We start from the raw sequence: 25,048 nt of genomic DNA on the forward strand, positions 1-25,048 counted from the left end.
GCCGAAGCGCATGTGCCGCAGGCACGAGTCTCGGCCGCTCGGACGCGAGCCTTCGGGGCCGCGAACACGCCGCGCCGCAGGCGCGGCCAAAAGACCGAGCCGGTAGCATGAGGGTTGCCGGTCTCCGGCATTACAGCTCCCATTCGCGAAAGGAACAAGTTGTCACCCGCGTCCGAGGGCGCCGCAAAGGAGGGCTCCTCTACCGAGCCGGGTGACAAACCCGGCGCCCTCCTTCCCGCAGCAGTCCACTTCGATTCAGTTCGATTCCCCGCGGTCGACCGTGCCGCGTCCTGCGGGCGGTGCTGACGATGTCCGTCGTGCTCACCGCGCTCAGCCTCATCGGTTTCATCGCACTCACCGCAGGCACCGCGCTGTTCGTCGCCGCCGAATTCTCTCTGACCGCACTCGAACGCAGCACCGTCGAGGCGCATGCGCGCACCGGTGACGCACGCTCGCGGATGGTCCGCCAGGCGCACCGCACGCTGTCGTTCCAGCTCTCCGGCGCCCAGCTGGGTATCACCATCACCACGCTGATCACCGGCTACATTGCCGAACCGGTGCTGGCCAGGCTGCTTTCCCCGCCGTTCACCGCGCTCGGCGTGAGCGCGGGTGCCGCGCACGGCATCTCGCTGGCGCTGGCGCTGGTGCTGGCCACCTCGCTGTCGATGATATACGGCGAGCTGGTGCCCAAAAACATTGCGATCGCGATGCCGCTCGGCACCGCGCGACTCACCGCGGGTCCGATGATCGCGTTCTCGGTGGTGTTCAAGTGGATGATCCGCTTCCTCAACGGCACCGCGAACTGGGTGGTCCGCCGCTTCGGGGTGGAACCCGCGGAGGAATTGCGCTCGGCGCGTTCGCCACAGGAGCTCGGCTCGCTGGTGCGCACGTCCGCACTGCGCGGTGCGCTCGATCAGCGCACCGCAGTGGTGATCGACCGCTCGCTGCAGTTCGGCGAGCGCAGCGCCGAGGAGCTGATGACCCCGCGCGTCAAGATCGAATCGCTGGACAAGTCCGACACCATCGCCGATCTCATCGCAGCCGCCAGCCGCACCGGGTATTCCCGCTTCCCGGTGATCGACGGGGATCTCGACAACACCCTCGGCGTTGTGCACGTGAAGCAGGCGTTCACCCATGCGGCGAACGTCCGGAGCACGGTCCCGCTGCAGTTGCTCGCGCGGCCGGTGCCGATCGTGCCCGCCAGTCTCGACGGTGACGAGGTGCTCGAACGAGTGCGCCGCGACGGTATGCAGGTGGCGCTGGTCGTCGACGAATACGGCGGCACCGCGGGCATCGTCACCATGGAGGACATCATCGAAGAGATCCTCGGTGATGTGCGCGACGAGCACGACGAAGAGGAGCGCGACGTCCGCCGGGTCTCCGACGGCTGGGACTGCTCGGGCCTGCTACGCATCGACGAGGTGTCGCGCGCGACCGGATACGACGCACCCGAAGGTGAGTACGAGACGCTCGGTGGCCTCGTGCTCACCCGGCTCGGCCGCATTCCGGTGACCGGTGACGAGGTGGTGCTGCCGAATCCTGGTTCGCAACACCAACCGTCGAACGACTCGGAGGAAGGCGGCTGGATCGCCAAGATCGAACGGATGGACGGGCGGCGCATCGACCGCGTGCGGTTGATCCCGGTCTCCGCCGAGGTGCTGCACTCCCGTGTGCACCACGCAGACCAGGAGCACAGTCGTGGGTGATCTGTTCGGAGTGCTGCTCACGGTGGTGCTGCTCGCGGGCAATGCCTTCTTCGTCGCCGCCGAATTCGCGCTGATCTCGGCCCGCCGGGACCGTCTGGAAGCACTTGCGGCACAGGGCAAGCGCAACGCGAACACGGTGATCCGGGCGGGTGAAAATCTGTCGATGATGCTCGCCGCGGCACAGCTCGGCATCACTATCTGCTCGATCCTGCTCGGCCGGGTCGGCGAGCCCGCGGTGGCGCATCTGCTGGAGGGCCCGTTCGAGCTGGTCGGCATGCCGGATCAGCTGCTGCATCCGGTGGCCTTCGCCGTCGCGCTGACGATCGTGGTGATCCTGCACATCCTGTTCGGCGAGATGATCCCGAAGAACATCGCGCTGGCGGGTCCGGAACGCAGTGCGCTGCTGCTGGTTCCGATCCACCTGGCGTGGCTGCGGTTGGCCCGCCCGCTCATCGCGATCTACAACATGGCCGCGAACCTATCGTTGCGGCTGCTGCGGATCGAGCCGAAGGACGAGCTCAATGCCACCGTGTCCAGCGTCGAACTGGCCGAGATGATCGGTGAATCCCGGTCGGAGGGACTGCTCGACGAGGAGGAGCACCGGCGCTTGACCCAGGCGCTCGGCACTTCCGATCGCGTAGTCGCCGATGTCATGGTGCCACTGGAAACAACCAGGTCGGTGCCGTTGCGCGGCAACGGAACCACGCTCGGCGACATCGAGTCCGCCGTCGCGGAGACCGGCTTCTCCCGCTATCCGGTCCGCGCCGTCGATGGTTCGCTGGTCGGTTATCTGCACGTGAAGGATGTGCTCGACAAGGTCGCCGATGAGACGGCCGGACCGGGCACCCCTATCCCGCGCACCGATATTCGGCCGCTGCCGACGGTGAGCATGGGCACCACGCTGTACGAGGCGCTTGCTCGGCTGCGCCGCACCAACAGCCACCTCGGCCGGGTGGTGGACAGTCGCGGCAACACCACCGGCATCGTCGCGCTCGAGGATCTGGTAGAGGAGTTCGTCGGTACGGTCCGTGACAACACACACCGGGTGATCGAATGAGGCAGGTCCCGTTCGAATGAGTCTGCGCGTACTGCCCGAGGCGCAGTGGCGAGCCGACGCCGCTGCGCATCGGGCGCGGCTGGACGAACTGGTCGGGCCGTATCTCGAACGGCGGGCAGCGGGTTCGTCGCATCCGGTGATCGACTTCCTGTTCACCTATTACGGGCACAAGCCCGCACAGTTGCGACGCTGGCATCCCGGTTACGGGGTGGCCCTCGCCGGCGCGGCCGAGTACGAAGGCGCTCGTGGATACCACCGCGTCGCGCTGCCCGGCGATCTCGACGCGAACCCGAGCACCGTCGAGCCCGGCGCAGACCACGATTCACCTGCCGGAGACCGGGATTCCGCATCCGGCCCCGGCGCGTTCACTGCCGACCCCGCATATTTGGCGCGGCGTCGCGAAACAATCGAGTTCATCGTGACCCTGTTGCGCGCTACCGCATCTCGGCCTGCTCAGTTGTCATGTTTCGGATTGCACGAGTGGGCGATGGTCTATCGCACCGACGACGTCCGCCACCAGCAGGTACCGCTACGGCTCGGGCGGGCGGGCACCGACGAGGTCGTCGAGTCGATGTCATTGCGCTGCACCCACTACGACGCCTTCCGCTTCTTCACGCCGGACGCGGTCGGCCGCAATATAGAACCGCTGACCCGCGCGGATCAGGTGTCGCGCGAACAGCCCGGTTGTTTGCACGCCAACATGGACCTCTACAAGTGGGGTTTTGCGACAACCCCGCTCATACGCTCCGAACTTCTGCTCGACTGCTTCGAACTTGCATACAGCGCTCGGGAACTCGATATGCGGGCCAGCCCATATGATCTGTCCCGATACGGCTACGACCCGGTACGCATCGAGACGCCGTCCGGACGTGCCGAGTACGTTCGCCGCCAGTCCGAGATCGCGGAACGTGCCTGTACCCTGCGGGCACGCCTACTCGAGGCGTGCCTGGAACTGCTTGCGCGTGCGCCCGACGTGCGGCAACCAGCCCCCGGCCGGCCAGCGCGGTCAACGTCGTAGTGCAGTCACACATTGTCCGACCTCACAACTGCGCTGCGAGGCGCTCGTACGTTCACTCATCCCGCGTCGTCCTGAGACCGAGACCTGGCCACTGTTGCTGACCATCCACTGTCTCGAGCTTCCGGCCGTCCGGCTACCGCACTGCGCGAACATGATCGGTCACGCGGACCGCTCGTTCGAACGCGGCAATCGTGACATCGGTGCCGCTGACCCGCCGCAACGCGGCTGTCCGAACCAAGCGTGCGGCGACGGCTCGACCGCCTGTGCGCCACCGGCGCGCTGTACTTCGACCTGCAGCTCGACCATGGCCTGCTCGGCTATCGCATGATCGGCCTGCTTGGCTGACCACCATGCCTGTCGCGCTCGAATCGGTCCCGAGCTTGCCGAGCACGCGGAAGTCGCCTTCGCCGCCGCCACCACGGGTCCACCAATCTCGTTGTGGCAGTGGACTGTTCCAGCGCCGACGCTCTGTACACGTACCTGACCCGTCGTGTCCCGGTGCTCGACGGTATCCAGCATGTCGAGACCGCTCCCGTGATCCGTCAGGTCAAACAGCCGGCGACGGCGTCAGCCGACGCATACGGGATTTATCCCGAAACCTCTGCCATAAGTTACTGACAATTACTACTATTCAGTCAGTTCGCGACTTACTGACTGAGTCAGCGCGGCCTGCTTGGTTCGACATCGAAGAAAGTTGGGGGATGCAACGATGCGCCCATTGGTGAGGATTCGCCGCGCCCGCTCGCTGGCGTTGGTCGCCACCGCGGTGGTTGCCGCGATGATGGTGCCGAGCAGCGCCTCGGCCGATCTGCAATCCGATATCGCAACCTTCGTGCAGGAATTCCTCGATGTGGGCCGCACCTCGGTACCCCGTGCGGACTGCGGGCCGGGGTCGATGCCGGAAACCGGCCTGCAGGGCGACGTTCCGGCCGCCGATCGCAATAGCCGGCGCAGCACTCTGGGCTACCACTGCAATATCAGCATGCTCGGCGGCTTCGCGGGTCGCGGCGCCGGCATCACCTCGACCAGCTACGAGAACTGCGCCTACATGGGCTCGTTCTTCCCTGGCGACCTGATCAGCGAGGGCCGCGGCGTCCAGGTGCTCGACGTGTCCGATCCCGCGAACCCGCACCCGACGGCCACTCTGACCGAACCCGCCATGCTCGCGGGCACCTGGGAGAGCCTGAAGGTCAATGCCGCACGCAAGTTGCTGGTCGGCACCGGCGTTCCCGTCGGTGAGGGCGTCGGCTACCTGTCGGTCTACGACATTTCCGATTGCGCGCATCCGCGCCTGCTCAATCCAGGCGCAGGCACGAATCTACTGATGCCACTACCGATCACCACCCACGAGGGCGGCTTCTCCCCCGACGGCAACACCTATTGGGCTTCCGGTGTCGCCCCCGGCTTCGTCAGCGCCATCGACCTCACCGATCCGGCCGGCCCGCGCGTCATCTGGCAGGGCTTGACCGGTATCGAGGCGCACGGCTTCGGCATCAGTGCCGACGGCAATCGGATGTACCTGTCGGCACTCGGCGGCTTCACCGTGCTCGACATCAGCGCAGTCCAGCGCCGCGACCCGAATCCCCAGGTGCAGCACATCGGCAGGACGTTCTGGACCGACGGCTGGGCCACCCAGCACAGCATCCCGGTCACCTACGACGGCAAGCCCTACCTCTACACCGTCGACGAAGGTGGTTCCGGCGGCGTGAAACTCATCGACATCTCCGATGACACCGCCCCGAAGGTCGCGGGCAAGATCAAGCTGGAGATCAACCTGCCGCAGCACATCGACGCCAATATCGGATCGTCCATGGGCGGTTCGGTGTTCGCCTACGAATCGCACTACTGCGCCGCCGACCGCCCGACCGATCCCACCGCACTGGCCTGCGGCTGGATCTCCTCCGGTATCCGCGTCTTCGATATCCGCAACCCGCACGACATTCGCGAAATCGCCTACTTCAACCCGCCTGCCCGCACCGGCCAGAACCTGTCGCTATGGAACTCTCCGCACGCCTTGGCCTCGATCATCGGCGTACCGCTGATGACAGCGCCGCCTGCGGCACGCGCGGTGCTCGAAGGACAGTTCAACCCCTGGGACGCCTTCACTCCGCGCACCGGCAACCTCGCCTTCGGCGACGTCTCCACCGACTGGTGCTTCTCCCCGCCGGAGTGGCGCGGCGATCAGCTCTACGTGGCCTGCTCCGACAACGGATTCATGGTGCTGCAACTCGACAACGATGTGTACAGCCCGCCCTCCGATCAGCAATCGATCGTCGGGTCATAGGCAGTGCCCAGCGGGAACCCCCGAACTCACTCCGACGCAATCCGCCCTGACGTGGTCGACGAGCGCGACTCGCACCGGGTCGGCTCACGCACAGCGATCTGGCGCACCGGGGGGATGCAGGTCGCCGCGATCACCTCGCTTTCCTTCGCGCTGCTGGTGATCGGGGCAGCCCTGCGCCCACTCGTCCTGCCTGAACACCACACCGTCGCACCGGTTCTGACATCGGTCGAGGTCGGCTTCGCCCAGGACATGACCGCGCACCATCAGCAGGCCCTGATCATGGCGCAGCGCCTGGACCGCGGCGCGGACCCCACCGTTGTGCGCCTTGCGCAACAGCTCGCCGACGCCCAACGCATCGAAATCGGCACCATGCTCGGCTGGCTCCGCCTCGCGAACGAGACCCCATTGTCCGCGCACCCCATGGCCTGGATGCACACCGAAAAGCCCGCGCCACACCAACATTCGGTGGCCGCGCCCAACAACCCGCAGGCACCGCCGGACGCCGCGATGCCCGGCATGGCAACCACGGCCGAACTCGACGCCCTGGCCACCGCTCGCGGCCGAGACGCAGCAATCCTCTTCTTACAACTCATGTTCCGCCACCACCAGGGCGGCCTCACCATGTCCCAGGTCGCCGACCGGCTGCTCCCCGCCGGCCCGGTCAAAGAATCCGCCCGCTCCATGTTCCAATCCCAAAGCCAAGAAACGGGTGTAATCAGCGTTCTCCTGGCCCAACTCGGCGCCCGCCCCATCCCCTGACGCCGCCGCACAGTCCACAGCAGCGAACCGAGACGCCGGCTGCGCCCAACTCACGGAACGGATCGCACGCGCAGCGCCTGCTCGCTGAAGGAAGCGTTCGGCGAGTAAGTCACACATCATCGATCATGATCAGGGACGAGATATGCCGTAGCTCGACCCGAGGTCCTCAGGACGAGTCGACGAACCGGTACCAGCGCCCATCGTAGGGCCGATATTCGACACCTCGTTCGGCCGGTGGACCCAGACTCGGCGGCGCACTTTCGGGCGGGAAGTAGGCGAAGCCTTCCGAAACTTTCGATGTCCCTTGGACATAGAACAGACAGCCGCCGTCACGCGGAGTGACGGCGATGATGGTGTAGACACCGAGTCTGGTGCGAGGGCCGGGGTTGGCACAATCGATCGACTGGTCTTCGAGGATGCCTCGTGACACCTGCCAGCCCGCTTCCTGCGGGACCTCGAACCAGACCAGCGCGGCGAGCACAGTGATCAACAAGGGCACCGCGAGGGTGAGCTGAATGGTGTGATACCGAACCAGACCGATAAGGCCGAAGAAGAGCGCGACGAAACTGACCACCGAAAGCCCCACCCACAGCAGCACTTTGGTGAATTGACTGCCGAAAGACGCCAACTCCCAGCACAGGGCGGCGCACACGACCGCGACCACACAGGTGAGGAAGCCCATCCACAGAACGAACCAGCGCGGCGCGCCCGAACGCGCGCGGGCGGTGCCGACACTGCTCATGCCAACAAGATACGGCGCAGAGCGGCCGCCCGAGCCGCAATCGCGTGTCCTCGAGCGCTATACGCGCCGAGCAGGGGCGGCATCCAACGAGCAAACACCCGCCGGATAAAGAAAACCCCTGGCCGTGGCCGTCAAGAACGACGGCCACGAGCCAGGGGCGAATGCTAGACGATCAGCTCGGCGTCACAGCGGCGGGAAACCGGCCGAGCCGGTGACAGCCCAATTCCAGAACGACGCGGCGCGGTTGGCGACCAGGGCGATCACATCAAGGACAACGCTTCCCATAAAACTTCCTCACATCGGACATCTGCAGTGCAGGCCAAGGGTAACGGATAGGCATCGGGCCCGAAATTCCCCCGGCCACCAGACAGCGACCTTCGGGTGATAGCCGAACCCCCTGGTCGACATTGCGCCGACCAGGGGGTTCACCGTCGAGAACTCAGAGGCAGGCCAGCGCCTTTGCCTCGCGGCGACGGCGGTGCAGGATCGGCTCGGTGTAGCCGTTGGGCTGCCTGGTGCCCTCGAGGACAAGTTCCTTGGCGGCCTGGAAGGCGATGCTGCCCGCGAAGTCCGGCGCCATCGGCCGGTAGCTCGGGTCGCCCACGTTCTGCTTGTCCACCACCGGAGCCATCCGCTCCAAACTGGCCAGCACCTCGTCGGCGGTGACGACGCCGTGGCGCAGCCAGTTCGCCATCAGCTGGCTCGAAATGCGCAGCGTCGCACGGTCTTCCATGAGGCCGACGTCGCGGATGTCGGGCACCTTGGAGCAGCCGACTCCCTGGTCGATCCAGCGCACCACGTAGCCGAGGATGCCCTGCGAGTTGTTGTCCAGCTCCTGCTGCTTCTCCTCGGCCGACCAGTTCGGGTTCGCGGCCAGCGGGATCTCCAGGATCTGGTCGACCGTGGCGCGGCGGCCGCCCGCGGCGATCTCCTGCTGCCGCTCGAAGACATTCACCTGGTGGTAGTGAGTGGCGTGCAAAGTGGCCGCGGTAGGCGAGGGCACCCATGCGGTGTTCGCGCCCGCGCGCGGATGGCCGATCTTCTGCTCGAGCATGTCGTGCATCAGATCCGGCATCGCCCACATGCCCTTGCCGATCTGCGCCTTGCCGGGCAGGCCGGTGGCCAAGCCGGTATCGACGTTCCAGTCCTCGTAGGACAGGATCCACTGCTGCTGCTTCATTTCGGCCTTGCGGACCATCGGCCCGGCCTCCATGGAGGTGTGGATCTCGTCGCCGGTGCGGTCGAGGAAGCCGGTGTTGATGAACACGACCCGCTCGCGCGCGGCGGCGATACACGCCTTCAGGTTCACCGTGGTGCGGCGCTCCTCGTCCATGATGCCGACCTTCAGGGTGTTGCGGGGCAGGCCGAGCACGTCCTCGATCCGGCCGAACAGCTCGTTGGTGAAGGCGACCTCGTCGGGGCCGTGCATCTTCGGCTTCACGATGTAGACCGAGCCCGTGCGGCTGTTCTTCAGCTCGGTGTCGTCCTCGAGGCTGTGGGTGGCGATCAGCGAGGTGATCAGGCCGTCCATGATGCCTTCCGGCACCTCGTAGCCGTCGGAGTCGATGATCGCGTCGCTGGTCATCAGATGACCGACATTGCGCACGAACAGCAGCGAACGGCCGTGCAGCACCAGCTCGCCGCCGTCGAGGGCGGTGTAGACGCGGTCCGGGTTCATGGTGCGCGTGAAGGTCTTCTCGCCCTTGCTGACCTTCTCCGCCAGATCGCCCTTCATCAGACCGAGCCAGTTGTGGTAGCAGAGGACCTTGTCCTCAGCGTCCACCGCTGCGACCGAATCCTCGAAGTCCATGATCGTGGTGATGGCGGACTCCAGCACCACGTCCTTGACACCCGCCGGGTCGGTCTTGCCGATCGGCGAGGAGTCGTCGATCTGGATCTCGGCGTGCAATCCGTTGTGCTTCAGCAGCACCGAGGTCGGCGAGGCCGGGTCACCCAGGTAGCCGACCAACTCGGCGCCGTCGGCGGCCAGCGTGGTCACCTCGTCGTTGGCCAGCGTGACGGCCAGCGCGCCGTTCTCGATGGCGTAGTGCGTCGAGCTGCGGTGCGAGCCGTTGGCCAGCGGTGCCGCGGTGTCGAGGAAAGCGCGGGCGAACTCGATCACGCGGGCGCCGCGGACCGGGTTGTAGCTGGTGCCCTTTTCCGCGCCGTCGGCTTCCGAGATGGCGTCGGTACCGTAGAGCGCGTCGTAGAGCGAGCCCCAGCGCGCGTTGGCGGCATTGATCGCGAAGCGCGCGTTCATGACCGGCACCACGAGCTGCGGACCCGCGGTGACGGCGATCTCGGTGTCCACATTCTCGGTGGCGATCGCGAAGTCGGCCGGTTCCGGTCGCAGGTAGCCGATCTCGCCGAGGAAGCTCTTGTAGGCGGCCTTGTCGTAATTCGCGCCGGAATGCTCGGTGTGCCAGGCGTCGAGTTTGCCTTGGATCTCGTCGCGTTCGGCCAGCAGGACACGGTTGCGAGGAGCGAGGTCATTGATGACCTGCTCGGCGCCGGCCCAGAACGCGGCGGAATCTACGCCGGTACCGGGGAGCGCCTCGTTCTCGATGAACTCGTGGAGAACGCTGGCCACCTGGAGCCCGCCGACCTGAATCCGCTCTGTCATCTACTGCCTCACTTTTGAGAAAGCCGGGTAGGAAAATCGCCGCCAATGTTACCCGTCGGTAGTGACACCTCGGTGCGTCGGGTCGACGCGTCGCGCTCCCGACGCCTTCTGCCACAGCATTCCGCCACGCCGACCATCGGGCACCCATTCGTCTGCGCGTCGAAGGGGTGCGACGCAAGGCCGTGCACACCCTTGATTGTATCGGCCGGTACATTTAATGTACTGACTGGAACATTTACTACAGGTTCGTGTGCCTAGATCAATGGAGTGCAGGGTGTCGTTGCCGGGACAGTCGTTGTCGAACAAGGTCGTGCTGGTCACCGGAGGAAGCCGGGGCCTCGGCAGGGAGATGGTGCTCGCGTTCGCCGCAGCGGGCGCCGATGTGGTGATCGCCAGCCGCAAGCTCGACGGGTGCATCGCGCTCGCCGACGAGGTGCGAAGCACCTACGGTCGCCGGGCGTTGCCCGTGGCGTGCAATGTCAGCGATTGGACGCAGTGCGATGCGCTGGTCCAGACCGTCTACACCGAATTCGGCACGGTCGACGTGCTGGTCAACAACGCGGGAATGTCACTGCTGTATCCGAGTCTGGACCAGGTGACCGAAGCGATGTTCGACAAGGTGATCGGCGTGAACCTCAAGGGTCCGTTCCGCCTGTCCACCTTGATCGGCACGCGCATGGCGGCCGCCGGCGGCGGTGCGATCATCAATATCTCCTCGATCGAGGCGGCACGGCCGGAGCCGCTCGCGGTTCCCTACGCGGCGGCGAAGGCCGGGTTGTCCAATCTGACCGGTGGTCTTGCGCAGACATTCGGGCCGACAGTGCGCGTCAACACCATTCAGTGCGGCGCCTTCGCCACCGATATCGCCAAGTCGTGGCCCGACGAGCTACGGGCCGAGATGACCAGACACAACGCGCTGGCCCGGGTGGGCGAACCGAACGAGATCGTCGGCGCCGCACTCTTCTTCGCCACCGAGGCTTCGGCATTCTGCACCGGAGCCACCCTCGCCCTGGATGGCGGCTGGCGATGAAAGAACCTGAATATGAAGTCACCCAGCATATTTCGCGCAACACAGCGCTAGACCATGTGAAGGGCAGCATCCGATGAAGGCATTGACCTACGCAGGCCCGCAACAGATTTCGTACACCGAGGTGCCCGATCCGGCACTGCCGGGACCCGACGGGGCGATCATCCGCGTCACCGCGGCCGGCATCTGCGGTAGCGACCTGCACATCTATGCCGGACACGGTTTCACCGACGGCACCGGGTACACCGTCGGCCATGAAGCGGTCGGCGAGATCATCGAACTCGGCCCCGATGTCGAAGGTTTCGCGATCGGCGACCGGGTGCTGGCCTCCGCCTCGGTCGGCTGCGATCGGTGCGCGCAGTGCAAGCGGGGCATCGTCGCCGCCTGCGAACGCCATCCCCTGCCGATCGACGCCTGCTACGGGCTGGGCGGGTCACTGGCTGGCACGCAGGCCGAACTACTCGCGGTCCCCCATGCCGAAGGAAACTTGGTACGCCTACCCGACGCGGTCGGCGACGAGGCCGCGGTCGTGCTGACCGACAACGCCCCCACCGCCTGGTACGGAGCGCGCCGGGCCCGCATCGCGCCCGGTGACACCGTGGTGGTCATCGGGCTCGGGCCGGTGGGGCTGATGGCGGTCCAGTCGGCGTTCGCGATGGGCGCCGCGCGGGTGCTCGGCGTCGATCTGGTCGGCGAGCGCCGCAAGCGGGCCGCCGAATTGGGCGCAGAGCCCATCGAGTCCGATGATCCCAAGGCCGCCATCCGAGACATGCTCGGCGGCGGTGCGGACGTCGCGCTGGAGGCGGTCGGCGCCGACGCGACGATCAAGCTCGCCATCAGCGCGGTCGGTCATCGGGGCCGGGTCAGCGTGGTCGGAGTGAGCCAGAATCGAGCGTTCCCTTTTCATATGCAGCTGGCGCAGGTCAAGGAGCTCGAGTTCCACATCGGGCTGTGTTCGATCCAATACGAATTGCCCGCACTGCTTCGTCTGACGGCAGCCGGGCGGCTGACTCCGGAAACGGTTGTCTCGCATCGACTCCCGATGTCCGAGGGACCGAGTGCCTATCGGATGTTCGCCGAGCGAGCCGACGGGGTCTCCAAGGTCGTACTGGACCCACGACGATGACCGATATCGCCGCTGCGCCACGCCGCCGCGGTCGCCCGCCCGCTACGGAAACGACGGCCGAGGCGACCCGCAAGCGCATCGTGGATGCCGCCGTGGAGCTGTTCGCGGAGAAGGGTTTCCACGGCACCGGTGTGGCAGAGATCGGTGATCGGGCCGGGGTACAGCGCGGCGCGCTCTATTACCACATCGGGTCCAAAGAAGAACTGCTGTGGCAGATCCTGCGGGACTACATCCAACTGATGCTCATCGATGCCCGACAGATCGCCGATAGCGACGACGATCCGATCACCAAGCTGCGCAAGCTGATCCACAGTCACGTCGACCTGATCGTCCGGCACCGTCGCGAGGTCGCCATCCAATTGCGCGACGTGACGGCCTTGACCGGCGAACGCGGCACCCATCTACAAGACCTGCGTGATCAGGTGCAGCACTGCTGGCAGCGCGTCATCGACGCGGGCCGCGCGGCCGGACTGTTGCGCACCGACGACCATGTCGTCACCAACAGTGTGCTCGGCATGCTGAACATGGTGACCTTCTGGTACCGCCCGCACGGCGGTCACACACCGGAAGAGATCGCCGACATCCTCGCGACCACCTTCCTCGACGGCATTGTGCACCCGACCGAACAGACGAAAGGCTGACCATGGCTTGGGATTTCGAAACCGACCCGGAGTATCAGAAGAAACTGGACTGGGCAGCGGAATTCGTCCGCACCGAGGTGGAGCCGCTGGATCTGCTCTACCCGAATCCCTACGACCGCACCAACACCGAAGCCATGGCGCTGATGCGGCCGCTCAAGGACCAGGTGAAGGCGCAGGGCATGTGGGCCTGCCACCTAGGTCCCGAACTCGGCGGCCCCGGCTACGGACAGATGAAGCTCGCGCTGCTCAACGAGGTGCTCGGCACCTCGATGTGGGCGCCCTCGGTATTCGGTTGTCAGGCACCGGATTCCGGCAACGCTGAAATTCTCGCGCACTACGGCACGCCGGAGCAGAAGGCGAAATACCTCGAGCCGCTGCTGTCCGGTGAGATCGGCTCCTGCTATGTGATGACCGAGCCGACCGGCGGCTCCGACCCGACGACATTCAAGACGACGGCCGTGCGCGACGGCGACTCCTGGGTGATCAACGGCGAGAAGTGGTTCAACTCGAACGCGCAGTTCGCGAGTTTCCACATCGTCATGGTGGTCACCGATACCGAAGTCAGCGCATACCAGGGCATGTCGATGTTCATCGTGCCCGCCGACACCCCCGGCCTCGAGATCGTCAAGAACTTCCACGTCCACGGCTTCAGCGAGCACGAGGGCCACCTGCGCTTCACCGACGTCCGGGTCCCCGCCGACCATCTACTCGGCGCCGAAGGTCAAGGTTTCGTCGTGGCCCAGACCCGGCTGGGCGGCGGCCGCGTGCATCACGCCATGCGCACGGTCGCGTTGGTGCGCAAGGCCTTCGACATGATGGCCGAGCGCGCCGTCTCCCGGCCGATGCGCAAAGGGCCGCTGGCCGGACTGCAGATGACGCAGGAACGCATCGCCGACAGCTGGATCGAGATGGAGCAGTTCCGGCTGCTCGTGCTGCGCACCGCGTGGCGCATCGATCAGGAACAGGACTACTTGAAGGTGCGCAAGGACATCGCCGCCATCAAGGTCGCGATGCCCAAGGTGATGCACGACATCGCGCAGCGCGCACTGCATCTGCACGGTGCCATCGGCGTCAGCACCGATCTCCCGTTCGTCGACATGATGAACTACGCCGAGGTCATGGCCATTGCCGACGGACCGACCGAGGTCCACAAGATCACGCTGGCCAAGGAGGTCCTGAAGGACTATGCCCCCGGCGATCCGGTCTATCCGAGCGGCTACCGCCCCGCGCTGCGCGAACAGGCACGCGAACTGGTGGCGCGCCGTCTCGAGCACCTCGTCGGGAACCTCTGACGCCGCACCATGTCGCCCCGCCTTACCGGCGATTCGCGGCGCCGCTACGAGGCGCGGGTGACGGGATCGAGGGTGGGTAGCGGATCCGAGTACGGCGCGACCGGGCTCAGTTTCAGCACCGAGGGCATCCGGCGGGTCAGTGCGGCCGGGCCCGCGAATTCGACGCGGCCCGTTCGCACGGCGTGCGACAGGGGCATGCGGCCGAGCCAGACCTGGTAGAGCGAGGCCACATCCGCGGTGATGGTGACGTCGACCGGGTAGCCGGGGTCGCCGTCGCAGACCGAGGCGATGCCGGATTCGACGACGATCCAGTAGCGGCGCACCTCGTCGCGGAAGCGGACCGCGAACACGTGCCGTTTGCCGGGGAAGGACGAGGTGTCCAGCCGCGAGTGCATCCACCAGACCAGCAGACCCGGATCGAGTTCCTCTTGCCGCGGTTCACCGAAGGTCCAGCGCGCGCCCCATTCACCGAGGCCGAAGAGGATCGGTTCCAGCTCCTGCCCGGCCGCGGTGAGCAGGTAGTTGCCGCCGGCCTTCTCGACGAGACCGGCACGCTCGAACTGGCGCAGCCGTTTGGTGAGCAGGCTGCGCGACAGACCGGGCAGCCCGCGGGCCAGGTCGTTGAATCGGGATGTGCCGATGAGCAGGTCGCGCAGGATGAGCAACGACCAGCGCTCACCGAGCACGTCGAGGGCCCGCGAGATCGGGCAGTACTGGCCGTACCCCGCAGTCGATGGGTGGTGGATCATGATCACCTCGCGATGGGTCCTATTCCTGAACCGGGAGAGTCCACTTTCTGGACTATCTGTTTATCGCGGCCGTTCCTAACTTCGAAACATGACAACTACCGCCGTAGAAACCACCCGGACCGCTACCGACTGGATCGCCCTCGCGCGGCAGGTCGGCCAAAACCTGAGCCCAGGTGTCGCCGAACGCGACCGGACCGGCGATATCGCCGAGGACGCCTATGACCTCCTGCGCACCACCGGACTCACCGCCGCGCTCGTGCCCACCGAGTTCGGCGGCGGCGGAGCCACCCACCAGGAGATGGGTGCGATCCTGCGCGAACTCGGCCGTCACGACCCGTCCACGGCGGTCGCCTTCGCCATGCATTCGCATCTGGTTGCGGCGCAAGTGTGGCGGCATCACCACGGCATCGACGCCACACCGGTCTTCACCAAGGTGGCGGCGGGCGCGATCCTGGTCAGCACCGGCGCCTCGGACTGGGTGGACTCCAATGGCCGGGCCTCGCGGGTCGAGGGCGGCTACCGCGTCAGCGCACGCAAGGCTCCCGCCAGCGGTTGTGAGGTCGGCACGGTGCTCGTCACCAGCATCCGATGGGACGACGCACCCGAAGGGCCGCAGGTGCTGCATTGCGCGATCCCGCGCTCCGCGGATGGCGTGCGGATCGAAAAGACCTGGGACACACTCGGTTTGCGAGCGAGCGGATCACACACCGTGGTCTTCGACGAGGTCTTCGTGCCCGATGCCGCGGTATCGATGATCCGCCCGGTCGGCGTCTGGCCACCGGTGCTGAACGTCGTGATCGGCGCGGCCATGCCGCTCGTGATGGCCGCCTACCTCGGCATCGCCGACAGCGCCGTCGAATCGGCCGCCCTGCTGGTGGCCGACCGCACCGACCCGCACACCTTCCAGCTGGCGGGCGAGATGACCAACGCTCACACCACCGCCGAGGACCTGATCGGGGCCATGTTCACCGACTCCGGCGATCTGCGCTTCGACAACACCGACGCCTACGCCGCCCGCACCCTCAGCCGCAAGACGGTGGCCGCCGAGGCTCTCATCTCCGCCGTCCGCCTCGCCATCGAAACCGTCGGTGGTCTGGGCTATTCCCGGACCTGTGATATCGAAATGCGCTATCGCGACGTACACGGCAGTCTGTTCCACCCGCTTCCGCGGGCCAAGCAGACTCGGTTCAGCGGACGCGTGCTGCTGGGGCACTCCCCGATCGGCTGAACACCGCTTGCGGGCCGCTCGAAACACCCCGATTACGGCAGTTCGCCGGTCGATGGAAACAACACACCGGCATCAACGTCGCGCCGAGCACTCTGGATGACGAAGTCGGGGGCGAAATCCGCCACAACGAGGTTGACTGGTCGTGACCATGGTCATCACATCCGAAGGAGAATGATGGTCCGCAAGTTAGCGCGTTCTCCGATCACCTGGGTGCTGACCGGGCTGCTGGTGATCGGTGTCGGCGTCGGGCTCGCCCTATTCGAACCGTGGCGATTGTTCACCGACACGGCAGTGAACGAGGCGGCGCCGTCGGTCGCCGCTGCCTCCCCCGGCGCCATCGCGCCGCGGCCACGCACGCTCGCCTCCGGCACCCTGATCTCCCACGAGCATTCGACGTCCGGGACAGTGCAGCTCCTGCAACTGCCCGACGGCAGCCGGGTGCTACGACTGGCGGACCTCGACACTTCCGATGGCCCGGACCTGCACGTGTGGCTCACCGATGCGCCGGTGCTCGAGGGGCGCGACGGCTGGGGCGTTTTCGACGACGGCGAGCACGTCGACCTCGGCAGTCTGAAGGGGAACAAGGGCAGCCAGAACTACTCCGTCCCCGCCGACGCCGATCTGACGACGTTGACCAGCGTCAGCATCTGGTGCGATCGCTTCAATGTGTCTTTCGGCGCGGCTCGACTCCAGCAGGGCTGACGCGGCGGCAAACCTCTTGCCGCACAGGGCGGCCCATACACGGAGCTGGTCGGCCGCCCAATTCGAATGCCACAGAGCCGGAATCGGATCATTCCCCCTGATGAGAAGCCTGCGCGGGATGGTCGGCGGAAAATGTCTACTCTTTGTCGGCCGCGATTCCCGTCGAACTCCCCGAACAGACCGTACGGTTGTCCGTGTGGGGACCACAGGAGTCGCCACCGGCAACCAGCCGGCTTCGGAACCAGCACACCGGGGTATGAACATGATGATTCGCAGGATAATCGGCGCCACGGTCGCCACCGTCACGATCGGCGCGGCAGGCGCCGTCGGCGGAGCAGGCATCGCGCCTGCCGCACCCGAGTGCCCTGATCTCTACGTCGTCGCGATACCCGGTACCTGGGAGACCTCCGACAGCAAGCCCGGCGAGGGCATGCTCGCGAGCGTCACCGACAATCTGCCCTCCGACGTGCAGACCGACTACGTGAGCTACGCCGCCACCGCATTCCCGTGGGAGGCCGACGTCTACGGCCGCTCCAAGAAGCAGGCCACCGACAACGCCCGCGGCCTGGTCACCGCGATGGCTCGGCGGTGCGCCGCCACGAAGATCGCGCTGATCGGGTACAGCCAGGGCGCCGACGCCGCCGGTGACCTGGCCGCGGAAATCGGCACCGGCTTCGGTCCGATCGAACCGGAGCGGATCGCCGCCGTCGGCCTCGTCTCGGATCCGCGCCGCTCCCCCAACGACGCGCTCGTCGGTCCGCCGGTGCAGGGTGCGGGTGCCGGTGGTCCGCGAATCGGCGGCTTCGGCCTCCTCAGTCACAAGACTCGGACCTTCTGCGCGGACGGCGACCTGTACTGCTCGACCCCGCCCACCGACTTCGCGGCCCGGTTCGCGGGCTTCCTCGCCCAGGTTTCCGATCCGAACCCGGCGCAGCTGTGGCGATACCAGCAGGAAGCCGTCGCGATCTTCAACGACCTGATGAGTGTCGGCATCGTCCCGATGTTGCAGAACCAGCTCGCCGATCCGGGCATGGACGAGCGCAAGCAGAAACTCGAGGAGTTCTACAACTCCTTCGTCCACCAGAACTATCCCGCGTACGTCGTCGACCCGTCGGGCGCCACCGCCACCTCATGGCTGCGCCAGTGGTTGGTCGAGCAGACATGAGCCGGTGACAGCTCGGAGGAGGGTAGGCCCCCTGGGGCCTGCCCTCACATCAGAAAATACAGCGCGAGCAGGACGGCAACGGTACCGATGACGCCGCTCACAACTTCGACGAAGAGGTATCCGTTGGAGTAGGCGCCTTGCATCCACAGGGCCCAGACCGGCGGATACACCCGCAGCGCGGCGAACAACACGGCCAGCAACATCGCTCCGGCCAGACCGTGCACAGGGAGCAATGGATGCAGCCAGGCAAACCCGATGGTCATGATGTACACCTCGATTTGCGTGCCCAGCAAACGAGTGGACATAGCGCGAGGCCTGGCCGATCCGATCCGCGCGGGCGTGCTCGTCTCGCTATCGGCGGCATAAATCCGCTTCACCAACGGACTTCCGTACAGGACCACTATCGCGATGAAATGAATAAGTCCCGCGACAAGTCCCCACAGCAGCACTTCGACCGCAATCATTTCCCTCGTTCCCACGGTCCGCGACTCGATCGGTGAGCAGTCCACCTCGAGAACGATGCGCCATGCCATCCGACGGAAGACCCGGACCGCCGACGGCCGAAACTCGACGCGGCTCAGTATGTCAATGCCTTTACACACGACCGCCTTTGCGTATTCCCTGTGGCTGGAACTCCGCCCCGGCAGCGCGAGAGGCCGACGAAAAATGACCCGACAACGGCGGGTGCGGTGTGCCACCATGTGATTCGACGACGATCACCCGATTCCGAGGGTGATCAAGAGCACCACGAAAGGAGGAGGTGGCTTTGATCAATATGCGCCAGTGCGCGACCAGCAGTGGATCGGATCTCGGCCGCCTCCCGGCCGGCGCCTGACCGCCCGCCACCCTCCTTCGAATTCGCTCGCTCTCTTCTCGAAACATGGTGATTCCCATGATGTTCCACCGTGCCACCGATCCGGTGGCGTTGACTGTCGACAATTGGATACGCACCCGCGTGCTGGTGCTCAACGCCAGCTACGAGGCGCTCGACGAGATCACTGCCGAGCGAGCCGTCGTGCTGCTCATGGACGGAATCGCCGAGTCTGTCGCCGACCGGGAACCGCACTTCCCGATCCGGTCCAAGCACCTCGAGATCGCACTGCCGGAGACTATCCGACTGCTGCACTACGTGTACCTCGAGCATGTGGTCCGAGTGCAGGACGAGAGCCGCGCGACGCTGGCCGGGGTGCTGCGGCGCGACAGCCACCGGTGCGGCTACTGCGCCGCGTGGGCCCGCACCGTCGATCACATCCGCCCGCGCAGCCGCGGCGGGCCGAATACGTGGAGCAACCTGATCGCCTGCTGCGCGCCGTGCAACACGATCAAGGCCGACCGCACCCCCGAGGAGGCGGGCATGCGGCTGCTGTGGGAGCCGAAGGCGCCGCATCATCTGAAAAAGCGGCAGAGACAGATCTGGAAGCAACTGGCAGGCACTTGAGCCGCGAGAGAAAGGAGAAGGATCGCCATGAACGTCCGACTGGAGACAACCGCGCCCGCCGAATCGACACTGACCGACCTGCTTCCGCTCTCGGACAGCCAGGGCTGGCACCGCGCGGCCTGCCGCGGCGACCCGAATCACGAAGCGTGGTTCCCGTATCCGTCGCAGGATTTCGACTATGCCCGCGCGGTCTGCGCGGGCTGCCCGATCCGGGTGGCCTGCGGTGAATTCGCCGCTCGCACCAACCAATCCGGTGTCTGGGGCGGCCATGAATTCGACCGTGGGCGGATGATCCGCGAGTAGCCGAACGCCGGCGGCGTCACCAGCCGGTGTAAGCCGGGACCCGCAGTCGGGCTTACACCGGTTGACGGGCGGGTTTGGTGTCGGAAGTCTCGATCGATGCCACACTCGCTCGGCGAATCTCACGTGAACATACACTTGATCTCGTGGGCACTCATCGCAGCGGAACCCGATCACGGGGGGTCAGCAAAGGTCCGGTTATCGCAGTGGCGGCAGTCGTGCTGCTAGTCGCGGGGGTGTTCGCCTGGAACAAGCTGAGCAACCGAGCCGCCGATCGGGACAGCGCCGCCGCAGCGGAGTGTGTGGAAGGGCCCTCGACGCTGTACGTCACAGCCGACCCGGACATCGCGCCCTCGATACGCACGATCGCCGACGGCTTCAACACGACCAATCCGCGCATCCGTGATCACTGCGCGAAGGTCGAGGTGACCTCCCAGCCGTCCGCGGCGATGGTGGCGGCCTTCACCGCGAACGTACCCTGGAACCAGCAGCTCGGACAGCAGCCCGCGCTGTGGATCGCCGATTCGCTGCGCTCCATCGAATCCATGCGGACGCCAGGTCTGATCGAGGGCAATCCAGCGCCGGTCGCGGTCAGCCCGATCGTGCTCGCCGTCCCGGAAGACCTACGCCGGGCGCTCGACGAGGCCGAGGTCACCTGGTCAGATCTGCCACGCCTGCAACAGGGTTCGCTTGCCGAGATCGGCCTGCCCGACTGGGCCGGACTGCGCATGGCGCTGCCGCCGGGCGACGCGACGCTGGCCGCGGCCGCCGCGGTCGGCTCGACCGTGTCGGGCACCGATCCGCTCTCCGATCAGGCAGCGCAGTCCGGGCAGGTGGTGTCCGCGATCTCCCTGCTCGCCGCCGAAGCACCTGAAGCTCAGGACACTACGATGGCACTGGCCGCGGTCGCGGGCGCGGCCCAACCGGCAGGCACGCCCGTTCATGCGGTGGCCGCCACCGCGCAGCAGGTCGAGGCGCAGGGCGGACTCGCAACGTTCAGCCCCGCCGGTGCGGCACCGGTGGCCGACCACCCGGCCGCATTGATGTCGGGACCCTGGGTGGACAAGACCCAGAACCTGATCGCAGGCATATTCGCCGACTACCTGCGCACCCCGCAGCAGGCGCAGACCTTCGCCGCCGCCGGCTTCGCCGCCGCGCCGGCCACCGCGAACGCCGTGCCATCCCGCGCCGCGCTGGACAAGGTGCGCGCGACCCTCGCCAACCCGGTTCTCGGTGTGCAGTCGACGGTGCTGCTCGATGTCTCCGCCTCGATGGGCAACACCGACGGCTCGGTCACCCGGCTCACGAATGTGCTCGGCGCACTCACCTCGACGATGAATGTCATGCCGCCGGACTTCGGCCTCGGTGTCTGGACCTTCGGCAAGAATCTCGACGGTGCCACTCCGTACAAAGTCGAGGCGGTCACCGCACCACTCACCAACGACCAGCGAACCGCACTGACCACAGCGCTGAATACCCTGCGCCCCACCGAATCCCGCACCGATCAGGCGTACCCGTCGCTGCTGGCCGCCTATCGCGCCGCGGTCCAGGGCTACACCGCGGGCCGCACCAATTCGGTCCTCCTGATCACCGACGGCCCCGACGAAGACTCGACGGTCACCGGCACCAAACTGCTCACCGACCTCAGTAATGCCACGGACAAAACCCGCCCGGTCCGCATTGACGTCATCGTCATCGGCGGCAGCGGCACCGAAACCCTGCAGACCGCCGCCCAGCGCACCGGCGGTACCTACACCCGCCTGGCCAGCTCCGACGACATCAGCTTCGGCACCGCCATGGTGCACGCGCTGACCACCCCCTGAGGCCGGCTCAACTCTCTCCTCATCGCTGAGCGCGCAGACCGCCGACGATCGGTTCGGGCGCCCGCGCGGCGACCTCCGCTGCCGCAGGATGTTCGATCGATGACGCCGCCCGGCTCCGGACAGCGGCCGAAACCGTTGCGGCACAACAAACGAACAGATGCTCACGCAACACCGGCCCGACCCCGAGCAGCGGAGGCGGGCCGGTGTGGCTGCGGTCAGTCGGCGTACGCCTCCAGCGGCGGGCAGGAGCAGACCAGGTTGCGGTCACCATAAGCGCCGTCGATACGGCGAACCGACGGCCAGACCTTGCCACGGTCGGGGGTCAGACCGTGCGGGAACACCGCGACCTCCCGGCTGTAGGGATGATCCCATTCGCCGACGAGGCACGCCGCGGTGTGCGGTGCGCCACGCAAGGGGTTGTCCTCCACCGGCCACACACCGGCGGCCACCTTGTCGATCTCATCGCGGATCGAGGTCATCGCGAGGATGAACTCGTCGAGTTCGGCCAGGTTCTCGCTTTCGGTCGGTTCCACCATCAGGGTGCCGGCGACCGGGAAGCTCATGGTCGGGGCGTGGAAACCATAGTCCGCCAGCCGCTTTGCGACATCATCGACGGTGACGCCGGTCTGCTTGGTGATCTCGCGCAGATCCAGGATGCACTCGTGGGCGACCATGCCGTGCTCGCCGGTGTAGAGCACCGGGAAGTGCTCGTCGAGGCGGCGGGCGATGTAGTTGGCCGAGGCGATCGCGGTCAGCGTGGCCTTGCGCAGGCCGTCGGCGCCCATCATCCGGATGTAGGCCCAGGTAATCGGCAGGATCGAGGCCGAGCCGTACTTGGCGGCCGACACCGCGTGCGAACCGGTTTCGAGCGGATCGCCGGGCAGGTACGGCGCCAGGTGCGAGCGCACCGCCACCGGGCCGACGCCGGGACCACCGCCGCCGTGCGGGATGCAGAAGGTCTTGTGCAGGTTCAGGTGGCTCACATCGCCGCCGAAGCGACCCGGGCGGGCAAGTCCGACAAGCGCATTCAGGTTCGCGCCGTCGACGTACACCTGACCGCCCGCGTCGTGCACCAGTGCGCACAGCTCGGCGACCTCGTGCTCGTACACGCCGTGCGTGGACGGGTAGGTGATCATGATGCAGGCCAGCCGGTCGGCGTGGTCGGCGATCTTGGCCCGTAGGTCGTCCAGATCGACGTCACCGTTGTTACGGCACCTCACCATCTCGACGCGCAGCCCGGCCATCGCCGCGGACGCCGCGTTGGTGCCGTGCGCGCTGGACGGGATCAGGCACGTATCCCGGTGCGTGTCACCACGATCCAAGTGATAGCGCCGGATGGCTAGCAACCCGGCGTATTCGCCCTGACTGCCCGCGTTCGGCTGCAGGCTCACCGAGTCGTACCCGGTGATCGCCGAGAGCCAGCTCTCCAGATCGTGGATCACCCGCAACAGCCCCGGCGCATCTTCGACTGGTGCGTACGGATGCACCCGCGCGAAGCCGGGCCAGGTGATGGCCTCCATCTCGGCGGTCGCGTTCAGCTTCATGGTGCAGGAACCGAGCGGAATCATGCTGCGGTCCAGGGCGATATCCTTGTCCGACAGCCGCCGCAGGTAGCGCAACATCGCGGTCTCGGTGTGGTAGCTGGTGAAGGCCGGGTGTGTGAGGTATTCGGAGGCGCGGGTCTCGATCGATCCGACCGAGGCGGCCGGGGCTGACGCCTCGGAAGACAGTGCGGTACCGAAGGATTCGAGCACGGCGGCGACATGCGCCGCGGTGGTGGCCTCGTCGCAGGCGATGCCGACGTGATCGGCGTCCACCGGTCGCAGGTTGATACCACGCGACTTCGCCTTCGCCACGACGGCTTCCGCGCCGCCGGGCACACGCGCCAGCACGGTGTCGAAGAAATTATCGTGCACGACCGCGCCGTCGAGTCCGGCGGCGATGGCGCGCGCGTGGCCGTGCACCCGCCGCGCGATCTCCCGCAACCCGTCGGGGCCGTGATAGCTGGCGTACATCGCGGCCAGGATGGCGAGCAGCACCTGGGCGGTACAGATGTTGGAGGTCGCCTTCTCACGGCGAATATGCTGTTCACGGGTCTGCAGTGCGAGCCGGTAGGCGACCGAGCCGTCCGCGTCGACCGAAACGCCGACCAGCCTGCCCGGCAACTGCCGCGCATGCTTGGAGTGCACCGACAGGTATCCGGCGTGCGGTCCGCCGAAGCCCATCGGCACGCCGAACCGCTGTGTGGTGCCGAAGCACGCGTCCGCGCCCTGCTCCCCCGGCGGCGTGATCAGCGTGAGCGCAAGAAGATCGGCGCCGACGGCGACCAGCGCACCGCGCTCGTGCGCCGCCTCGATCAGCGGCGCCCAGTCCACCACCCGGCCAGACGCACCCGGAATCTGCACCAGCACACCGAAGAACTCGCCATCGGGCAGACCGGAGGCGAGGTCGGCCTCGACGATCTCGATGCCGAGCGGCTCGGCCCTGGTGTACAACACGGTCTTGGTCTGCGGAAAGAGATCGGTGTCGATGAGCAGCCGCTCGGACTTCGATCGGCCCGCCCTCCGCAGCAGCGTCATCGCCTCCGCAGCCGCGGTCGCCTCGTCGAGCATGGAGGAGTTGGCGACCTCCATGCCGGTCAGGTCCGACACCATGGTCTGGAAGTTGAGCAGCGCTTCGAGGCGACCCTGGCTGATCTCGGGCTGGTAGGGCGTGTAGGCGGTGTACCAAGCCGGATTCTCCAGCAAGCTGCGCACCAGCACCGGCGGGGTCAGCGTGTCGTAGTAGCCGAGGCCGATCATCGAGGTGGCGACGGTGTTCGAATGGGCGAGCTCGGCCAGTTCGGTCAGCACTTCGTGCTCGGTGGCCGCGGGCGGGAGCACGTCGAGGCCGGAGCCGTCGAGAATGCTCGCGGGCAAAGCGGCGGTGGCGAGCTCGTCCAGCGAACCGACGCCGACGACGTCCAGGATCCGGGCGAGTTCATCCCGGTCGGGTCCGATATGGCGGTCGGCGAATGATCGAGTCACGGCAGCAGCTCCCAAGGTCGGGCGGGTCGACCGACGCGGTCGACGGATACCAGCCCTCCCCCTCTGTCGTGGAGCCTGAGAGATTCGGGGTGCGACCCCTTTCCCCATGGGCGGGCGACCGTGCGCTGTCTGCAGCGGTCACCACTTTCCAGAGGCGTCGAAGCCCGTACGGTCCCTGTTGCCTGAGAGATTGACGGGGAGGTGCTGCTCCTTCGGCGCCCGGACTCTTCTGAAGACCGGGACTCTCCCGCACGGCGGCGACGCACCGCTAGTTTATGCCGCGTGCGCAACGAACCGCGCCACCGGACCCCAGATGGCGGTGTCGCCCTCGTCACTTCCCAC

20 protein-coding genes and 1 riboswitch are annotated in these 25,048 nt (G+C 66.5%); of the genes, 15 read left to right on the plus strand and 5 right to left on the minus strand.

The features are described 5' to 3' along the window. Positions 1 to 308: 308 nt before the first annotated feature. The 5 genes from ACFU4Z_RS06625 to ACFU4Z_RS06645 all read left to right on the plus strand — a co-directional run bounded on the left by ACFU4Z_RS06625 (position 309) and on the right by ACFU4Z_RS06645 (position 6,824). Positions 309 to 1,706 (plus strand): hemolysin family protein, encoded by a 1,398-nt coding sequence (locus ACFU4Z_RS06625; RefSeq protein WP_379060375.1) that lies wholly within the window; start codon positions 309 to 311, stop codon positions 1,704 to 1,706. Further along, positions 1,699 to 2,763: a hemolysin family protein gene (locus ACFU4Z_RS06630; RefSeq protein WP_379060378.1), complete on the plus strand. Its 1,065-nt coding sequence runs from the start codon at positions 1,699 to 1,701 to the stop codon at positions 2,761 to 2,763. Before ACFU4Z_RS06625 ends, ACFU4Z_RS06630 begins: the two co-directional genes overlap by 8 nt. Before the next feature lie 16 nt (positions 2,764 to 2,779). Then, complete coding sequence (locus ACFU4Z_RS06635) at positions 2,780 to 3,781, plus strand: 3-methyladenine DNA glycosylase (protein WP_379060380.1); 1,002 nt, start codon at positions 2,780 to 2,782, stop codon at positions 3,779 to 3,781. Between the two features lie 709 nt (positions 3,782 to 4,490). Next, positions 4,491 to 6,065, plus strand: coding sequence for an LVIVD repeat-containing protein (locus ACFU4Z_RS06640; RefSeq protein ID WP_379060382.1), 1,575 nt, complete (start codon positions 4,491 to 4,493; stop codon positions 6,063 to 6,065). Between the two features lie 51 nt (positions 6,066 to 6,116). Further along, positions 6,117 to 6,824 (plus strand): DUF305 domain-containing protein, encoded by a 708-nt coding sequence (locus tag ACFU4Z_RS06645; protein WP_379060384.1) that lies wholly within the window; start codon positions 6,117 to 6,119, stop codon positions 6,822 to 6,824. Positions 6,825 to 6,990: 166 nt separating this feature from the next. Here ACFU4Z_RS06645 and ACFU4Z_RS06650 read toward each other — a convergent pair whose 3' ends face one another. Beyond that, positions 6,991 to 7,566, minus strand: coding sequence for a hypothetical protein (locus ACFU4Z_RS06650; RefSeq protein ID WP_379060385.1), 576 nt, complete (start codon positions 7,564 to 7,566; stop codon positions 6,991 to 6,993). Between the two features lie 439 nt (positions 7,567 to 8,005). After that, positions 8,006 to 10,189, minus strand: a complete 2,184-nt coding sequence (locus ACFU4Z_RS06655) for a malate synthase G (protein ID WP_379060386.1) — start codon at positions 10,187 to 10,189, stop codon at positions 8,006 to 8,008. Between the two features lie 280 nt (positions 10,190 to 10,469). Between ACFU4Z_RS06655 and ACFU4Z_RS06660 the strand changes: the two genes are divergently transcribed. From ACFU4Z_RS06660 to ACFU4Z_RS06675, 4 genes are all read left to right on the plus strand, one after another. After that, entirely contained in the window at positions 10,470 to 11,219 is a 750-nt protein-coding gene (locus ACFU4Z_RS06660; RefSeq protein WP_379060873.1) for an SDR family NAD(P)-dependent oxidoreductase, read from the plus strand. 73 nt (positions 11,220 to 11,292) lie between these two features. Continuing rightward, a complete protein-coding gene (locus tag ACFU4Z_RS06665; RefSeq protein ID WP_379060388.1) occupies positions 11,293 to 12,342 on the plus strand; it encodes an alcohol dehydrogenase catalytic domain-containing protein in 1,050 nt (349 codons plus the stop codon). Then, the gene (locus ACFU4Z_RS06670) at positions 12,339 to 12,983 is read left to right on the plus strand and encodes a TetR/AcrR family transcriptional regulator (RefSeq protein ID WP_379060390.1); all 645 of its coding nucleotides are present in this window, start codon (positions 12,339 to 12,341) and stop codon (positions 12,981 to 12,983) included. Before ACFU4Z_RS06665 ends, ACFU4Z_RS06670 begins: the two co-directional genes overlap by 4 nt. A 2-nt stretch (positions 12,984 to 12,985) precedes the next feature. Next, positions 12,986 to 14,275 carry an acyl-CoA dehydrogenase family protein gene (locus tag ACFU4Z_RS06675; RefSeq protein ID WP_379060391.1) on the plus strand — a complete coding sequence of 430 codons (1,290 nt, stop codon included), beginning with the start codon at positions 12,986 to 12,988 and terminating at the stop codon, positions 14,273 to 14,275. A gap of 44 nt (positions 14,276 to 14,319) precedes the next feature. Here the strand turns inward: ACFU4Z_RS06675 and ACFU4Z_RS06680 are convergent, their stop codons facing one another. Beyond that, entirely contained in the window at positions 14,320 to 15,024 is a 705-nt protein-coding gene (locus ACFU4Z_RS06680) for a winged helix-turn-helix transcriptional regulator (protein WP_379060393.1), read from the minus strand. An 88-nt stretch (positions 15,025 to 15,112) separates the two neighbouring features. Between ACFU4Z_RS06680 and ACFU4Z_RS06685 the strand changes: the two genes are divergently transcribed. The 3 genes from ACFU4Z_RS06685 to ACFU4Z_RS06695 all read left to right on the plus strand — a co-directional run bounded on the left by ACFU4Z_RS06685 (position 15,113) and on the right by ACFU4Z_RS06695 (position 18,119). Next, entirely contained in the window at positions 15,113 to 16,252 is a 1,140-nt protein-coding gene (locus ACFU4Z_RS06685; protein ID WP_379060395.1) for an acyl-CoA dehydrogenase family protein, read from the plus strand. Between the two features lie 174 nt (positions 16,253 to 16,426). Further along, entirely contained in the window at positions 16,427 to 16,954 is a 528-nt protein-coding gene (locus ACFU4Z_RS06690) for a DM13 domain-containing protein (protein WP_379060397.1), read from the plus strand. 262 nt (positions 16,955 to 17,216) lie between these two features. Beyond that, positions 17,217 to 18,119 (plus strand): cutinase family protein, encoded by a 903-nt coding sequence (locus tag ACFU4Z_RS06695; protein ID WP_379060874.1) that lies wholly within the window; start codon positions 17,217 to 17,219, stop codon positions 18,117 to 18,119. Between the two features lie 44 nt (positions 18,120 to 18,163). On the opposite strand, the gene ACFU4Z_RS06700 is transcribed toward ACFU4Z_RS06695, so the two are convergent. Then, positions 18,164 to 18,583 carry a hypothetical protein gene (locus ACFU4Z_RS06700; RefSeq protein ID WP_379060399.1) on the minus strand — a complete coding sequence of 140 codons (420 nt, stop codon included), beginning with the start codon at positions 18,581 to 18,583 and terminating at the stop codon, positions 18,164 to 18,166. 428 nt (positions 18,584 to 19,011) lie between these two features. On the opposite strand from ACFU4Z_RS06700, the gene ACFU4Z_RS06705 reads away from it, so the two are divergent. From ACFU4Z_RS06705 to ACFU4Z_RS06715, 3 genes are all read left to right on the plus strand, one after another. Next, complete coding sequence (locus tag ACFU4Z_RS06705; protein WP_379060875.1) at positions 19,012 to 19,557, plus strand: HNH endonuclease; 546 nt, start codon at positions 19,012 to 19,014, stop codon at positions 19,555 to 19,557. A gap of 27 nt (positions 19,558 to 19,584) precedes the next feature. Beyond that, positions 19,585 to 19,860 (plus strand): WhiB family transcriptional regulator, encoded by a 276-nt coding sequence (locus ACFU4Z_RS06710; RefSeq protein ID WP_379060401.1) that lies wholly within the window; start codon positions 19,585 to 19,587, stop codon positions 19,858 to 19,860. A gap of 143 nt (positions 19,861 to 20,003) precedes the next feature. Beyond that, positions 20,004 to 21,680, plus strand: coding sequence for a VWA domain-containing protein (locus ACFU4Z_RS06715; protein ID WP_379060403.1), 1,677 nt, complete (start codon positions 20,004 to 20,006; stop codon positions 21,678 to 21,680). A 215-nt stretch (positions 21,681 to 21,895) separates the two neighbouring features. Here ACFU4Z_RS06715 and gcvP read toward each other — a convergent pair whose 3' ends face one another. Then, positions 21,896 to 24,706 (minus strand): aminomethyl-transferring glycine dehydrogenase, encoded by a 2,811-nt coding sequence (gene gcvP, locus ACFU4Z_RS06720; protein WP_379060405.1) that lies wholly within the window; start codon positions 24,704 to 24,706, stop codon positions 21,896 to 21,898. Between the two features lie 159 nt (positions 24,707 to 24,865). Further along, positions 24,866 to 24,966, minus strand: a riboswitch (glycine riboswitch). Positions 24,967 to 25,048 lie beyond the last annotated feature (82 nt).

It is taken from the genome of Nocardia sp. NPDC057440 (assembly GCF_042802915.1).
In the GTDB taxonomy this organism is placed as follows: Bacteria; Actinomycetota; Actinomycetes; order Mycobacteriales; family Mycobacteriaceae; genus Nocardia.

Coding starts and splice junctions, on each gene's coding strand:
- ACFU4Z_RS06625 (WP_379060375.1), top strand. CDS start 309: ATGTCCGTCGTGCTCACCGCGCTCAGCCTCATCGGTTTCATCGCACTC.
- ACFU4Z_RS06635 (WP_379060380.1), top strand. CDS start 2,780: ATGAGTCTGCGCGTACTGCCCGAGGCGCAGTGGCGAGCCGACGCCGCT.
- ACFU4Z_RS06640 (WP_379060382.1), top strand. CDS start 4,491: ATGCGCCCATTGGTGAGGATTCGCCGCGCCCGCTCGCTGGCGTTGGTC.
- ACFU4Z_RS06650 (WP_379060385.1), bottom strand. CDS start 7,566: ATGAGCAGTGTCGGCACCGCCCGCGCGCGTTCGGGCGCGCCGCGCTGG.
- ACFU4Z_RS06655 (WP_379060386.1), bottom strand. CDS start 10,189: ATGACAGAGCGGATTCAGGTCGGCGGGCTCCAGGTGGCCAGCGTTCTC.
- ACFU4Z_RS06665 (WP_379060388.1), top strand. CDS start 11,293: ATGAAGGCATTGACCTACGCAGGCCCGCAACAGATTTCGTACACCGAG.
- ACFU4Z_RS06670 (WP_379060390.1), top strand. CDS start 12,339: ATGACCGATATCGCCGCTGCGCCACGCCGCCGCGGTCGCCCGCCCGCT.
- ACFU4Z_RS06675 (WP_379060391.1), top strand. CDS start 12,986: ATGGCTTGGGATTTCGAAACCGACCCGGAGTATCAGAAGAAACTGGAC.
- ACFU4Z_RS06680 (WP_379060393.1), bottom strand. CDS start 15,024: ATGATCCACCACCCATCGACTGCGGGGTACGGCCAGTACTGCCCGATC.
- ACFU4Z_RS06685 (WP_379060395.1), top strand. CDS start 15,113: ATGACAACTACCGCCGTAGAAACCACCCGGACCGCTACCGACTGGATC.
- ACFU4Z_RS06690 (WP_379060397.1), top strand. CDS start 16,427: ATGGTCCGCAAGTTAGCGCGTTCTCCGATCACCTGGGTGCTGACCGGG.
- ACFU4Z_RS06695 (WP_379060874.1), top strand. CDS start 17,217: ATGATGATTCGCAGGATAATCGGCGCCACGGTCGCCACCGTCACGATC.
- ACFU4Z_RS06700 (WP_379060399.1), bottom strand. CDS start 18,583: ATGATTGCGGTCGAAGTGCTGCTGTGGGGACTTGTCGCGGGACTTATT.
- ACFU4Z_RS06705 (WP_379060875.1), top strand. CDS start 19,012: ATGATGTTCCACCGTGCCACCGATCCGGTGGCGTTGACTGTCGACAAT.
- ACFU4Z_RS06710 (WP_379060401.1), top strand. CDS start 19,585: ATGAACGTCCGACTGGAGACAACCGCGCCCGCCGAATCGACACTGACC.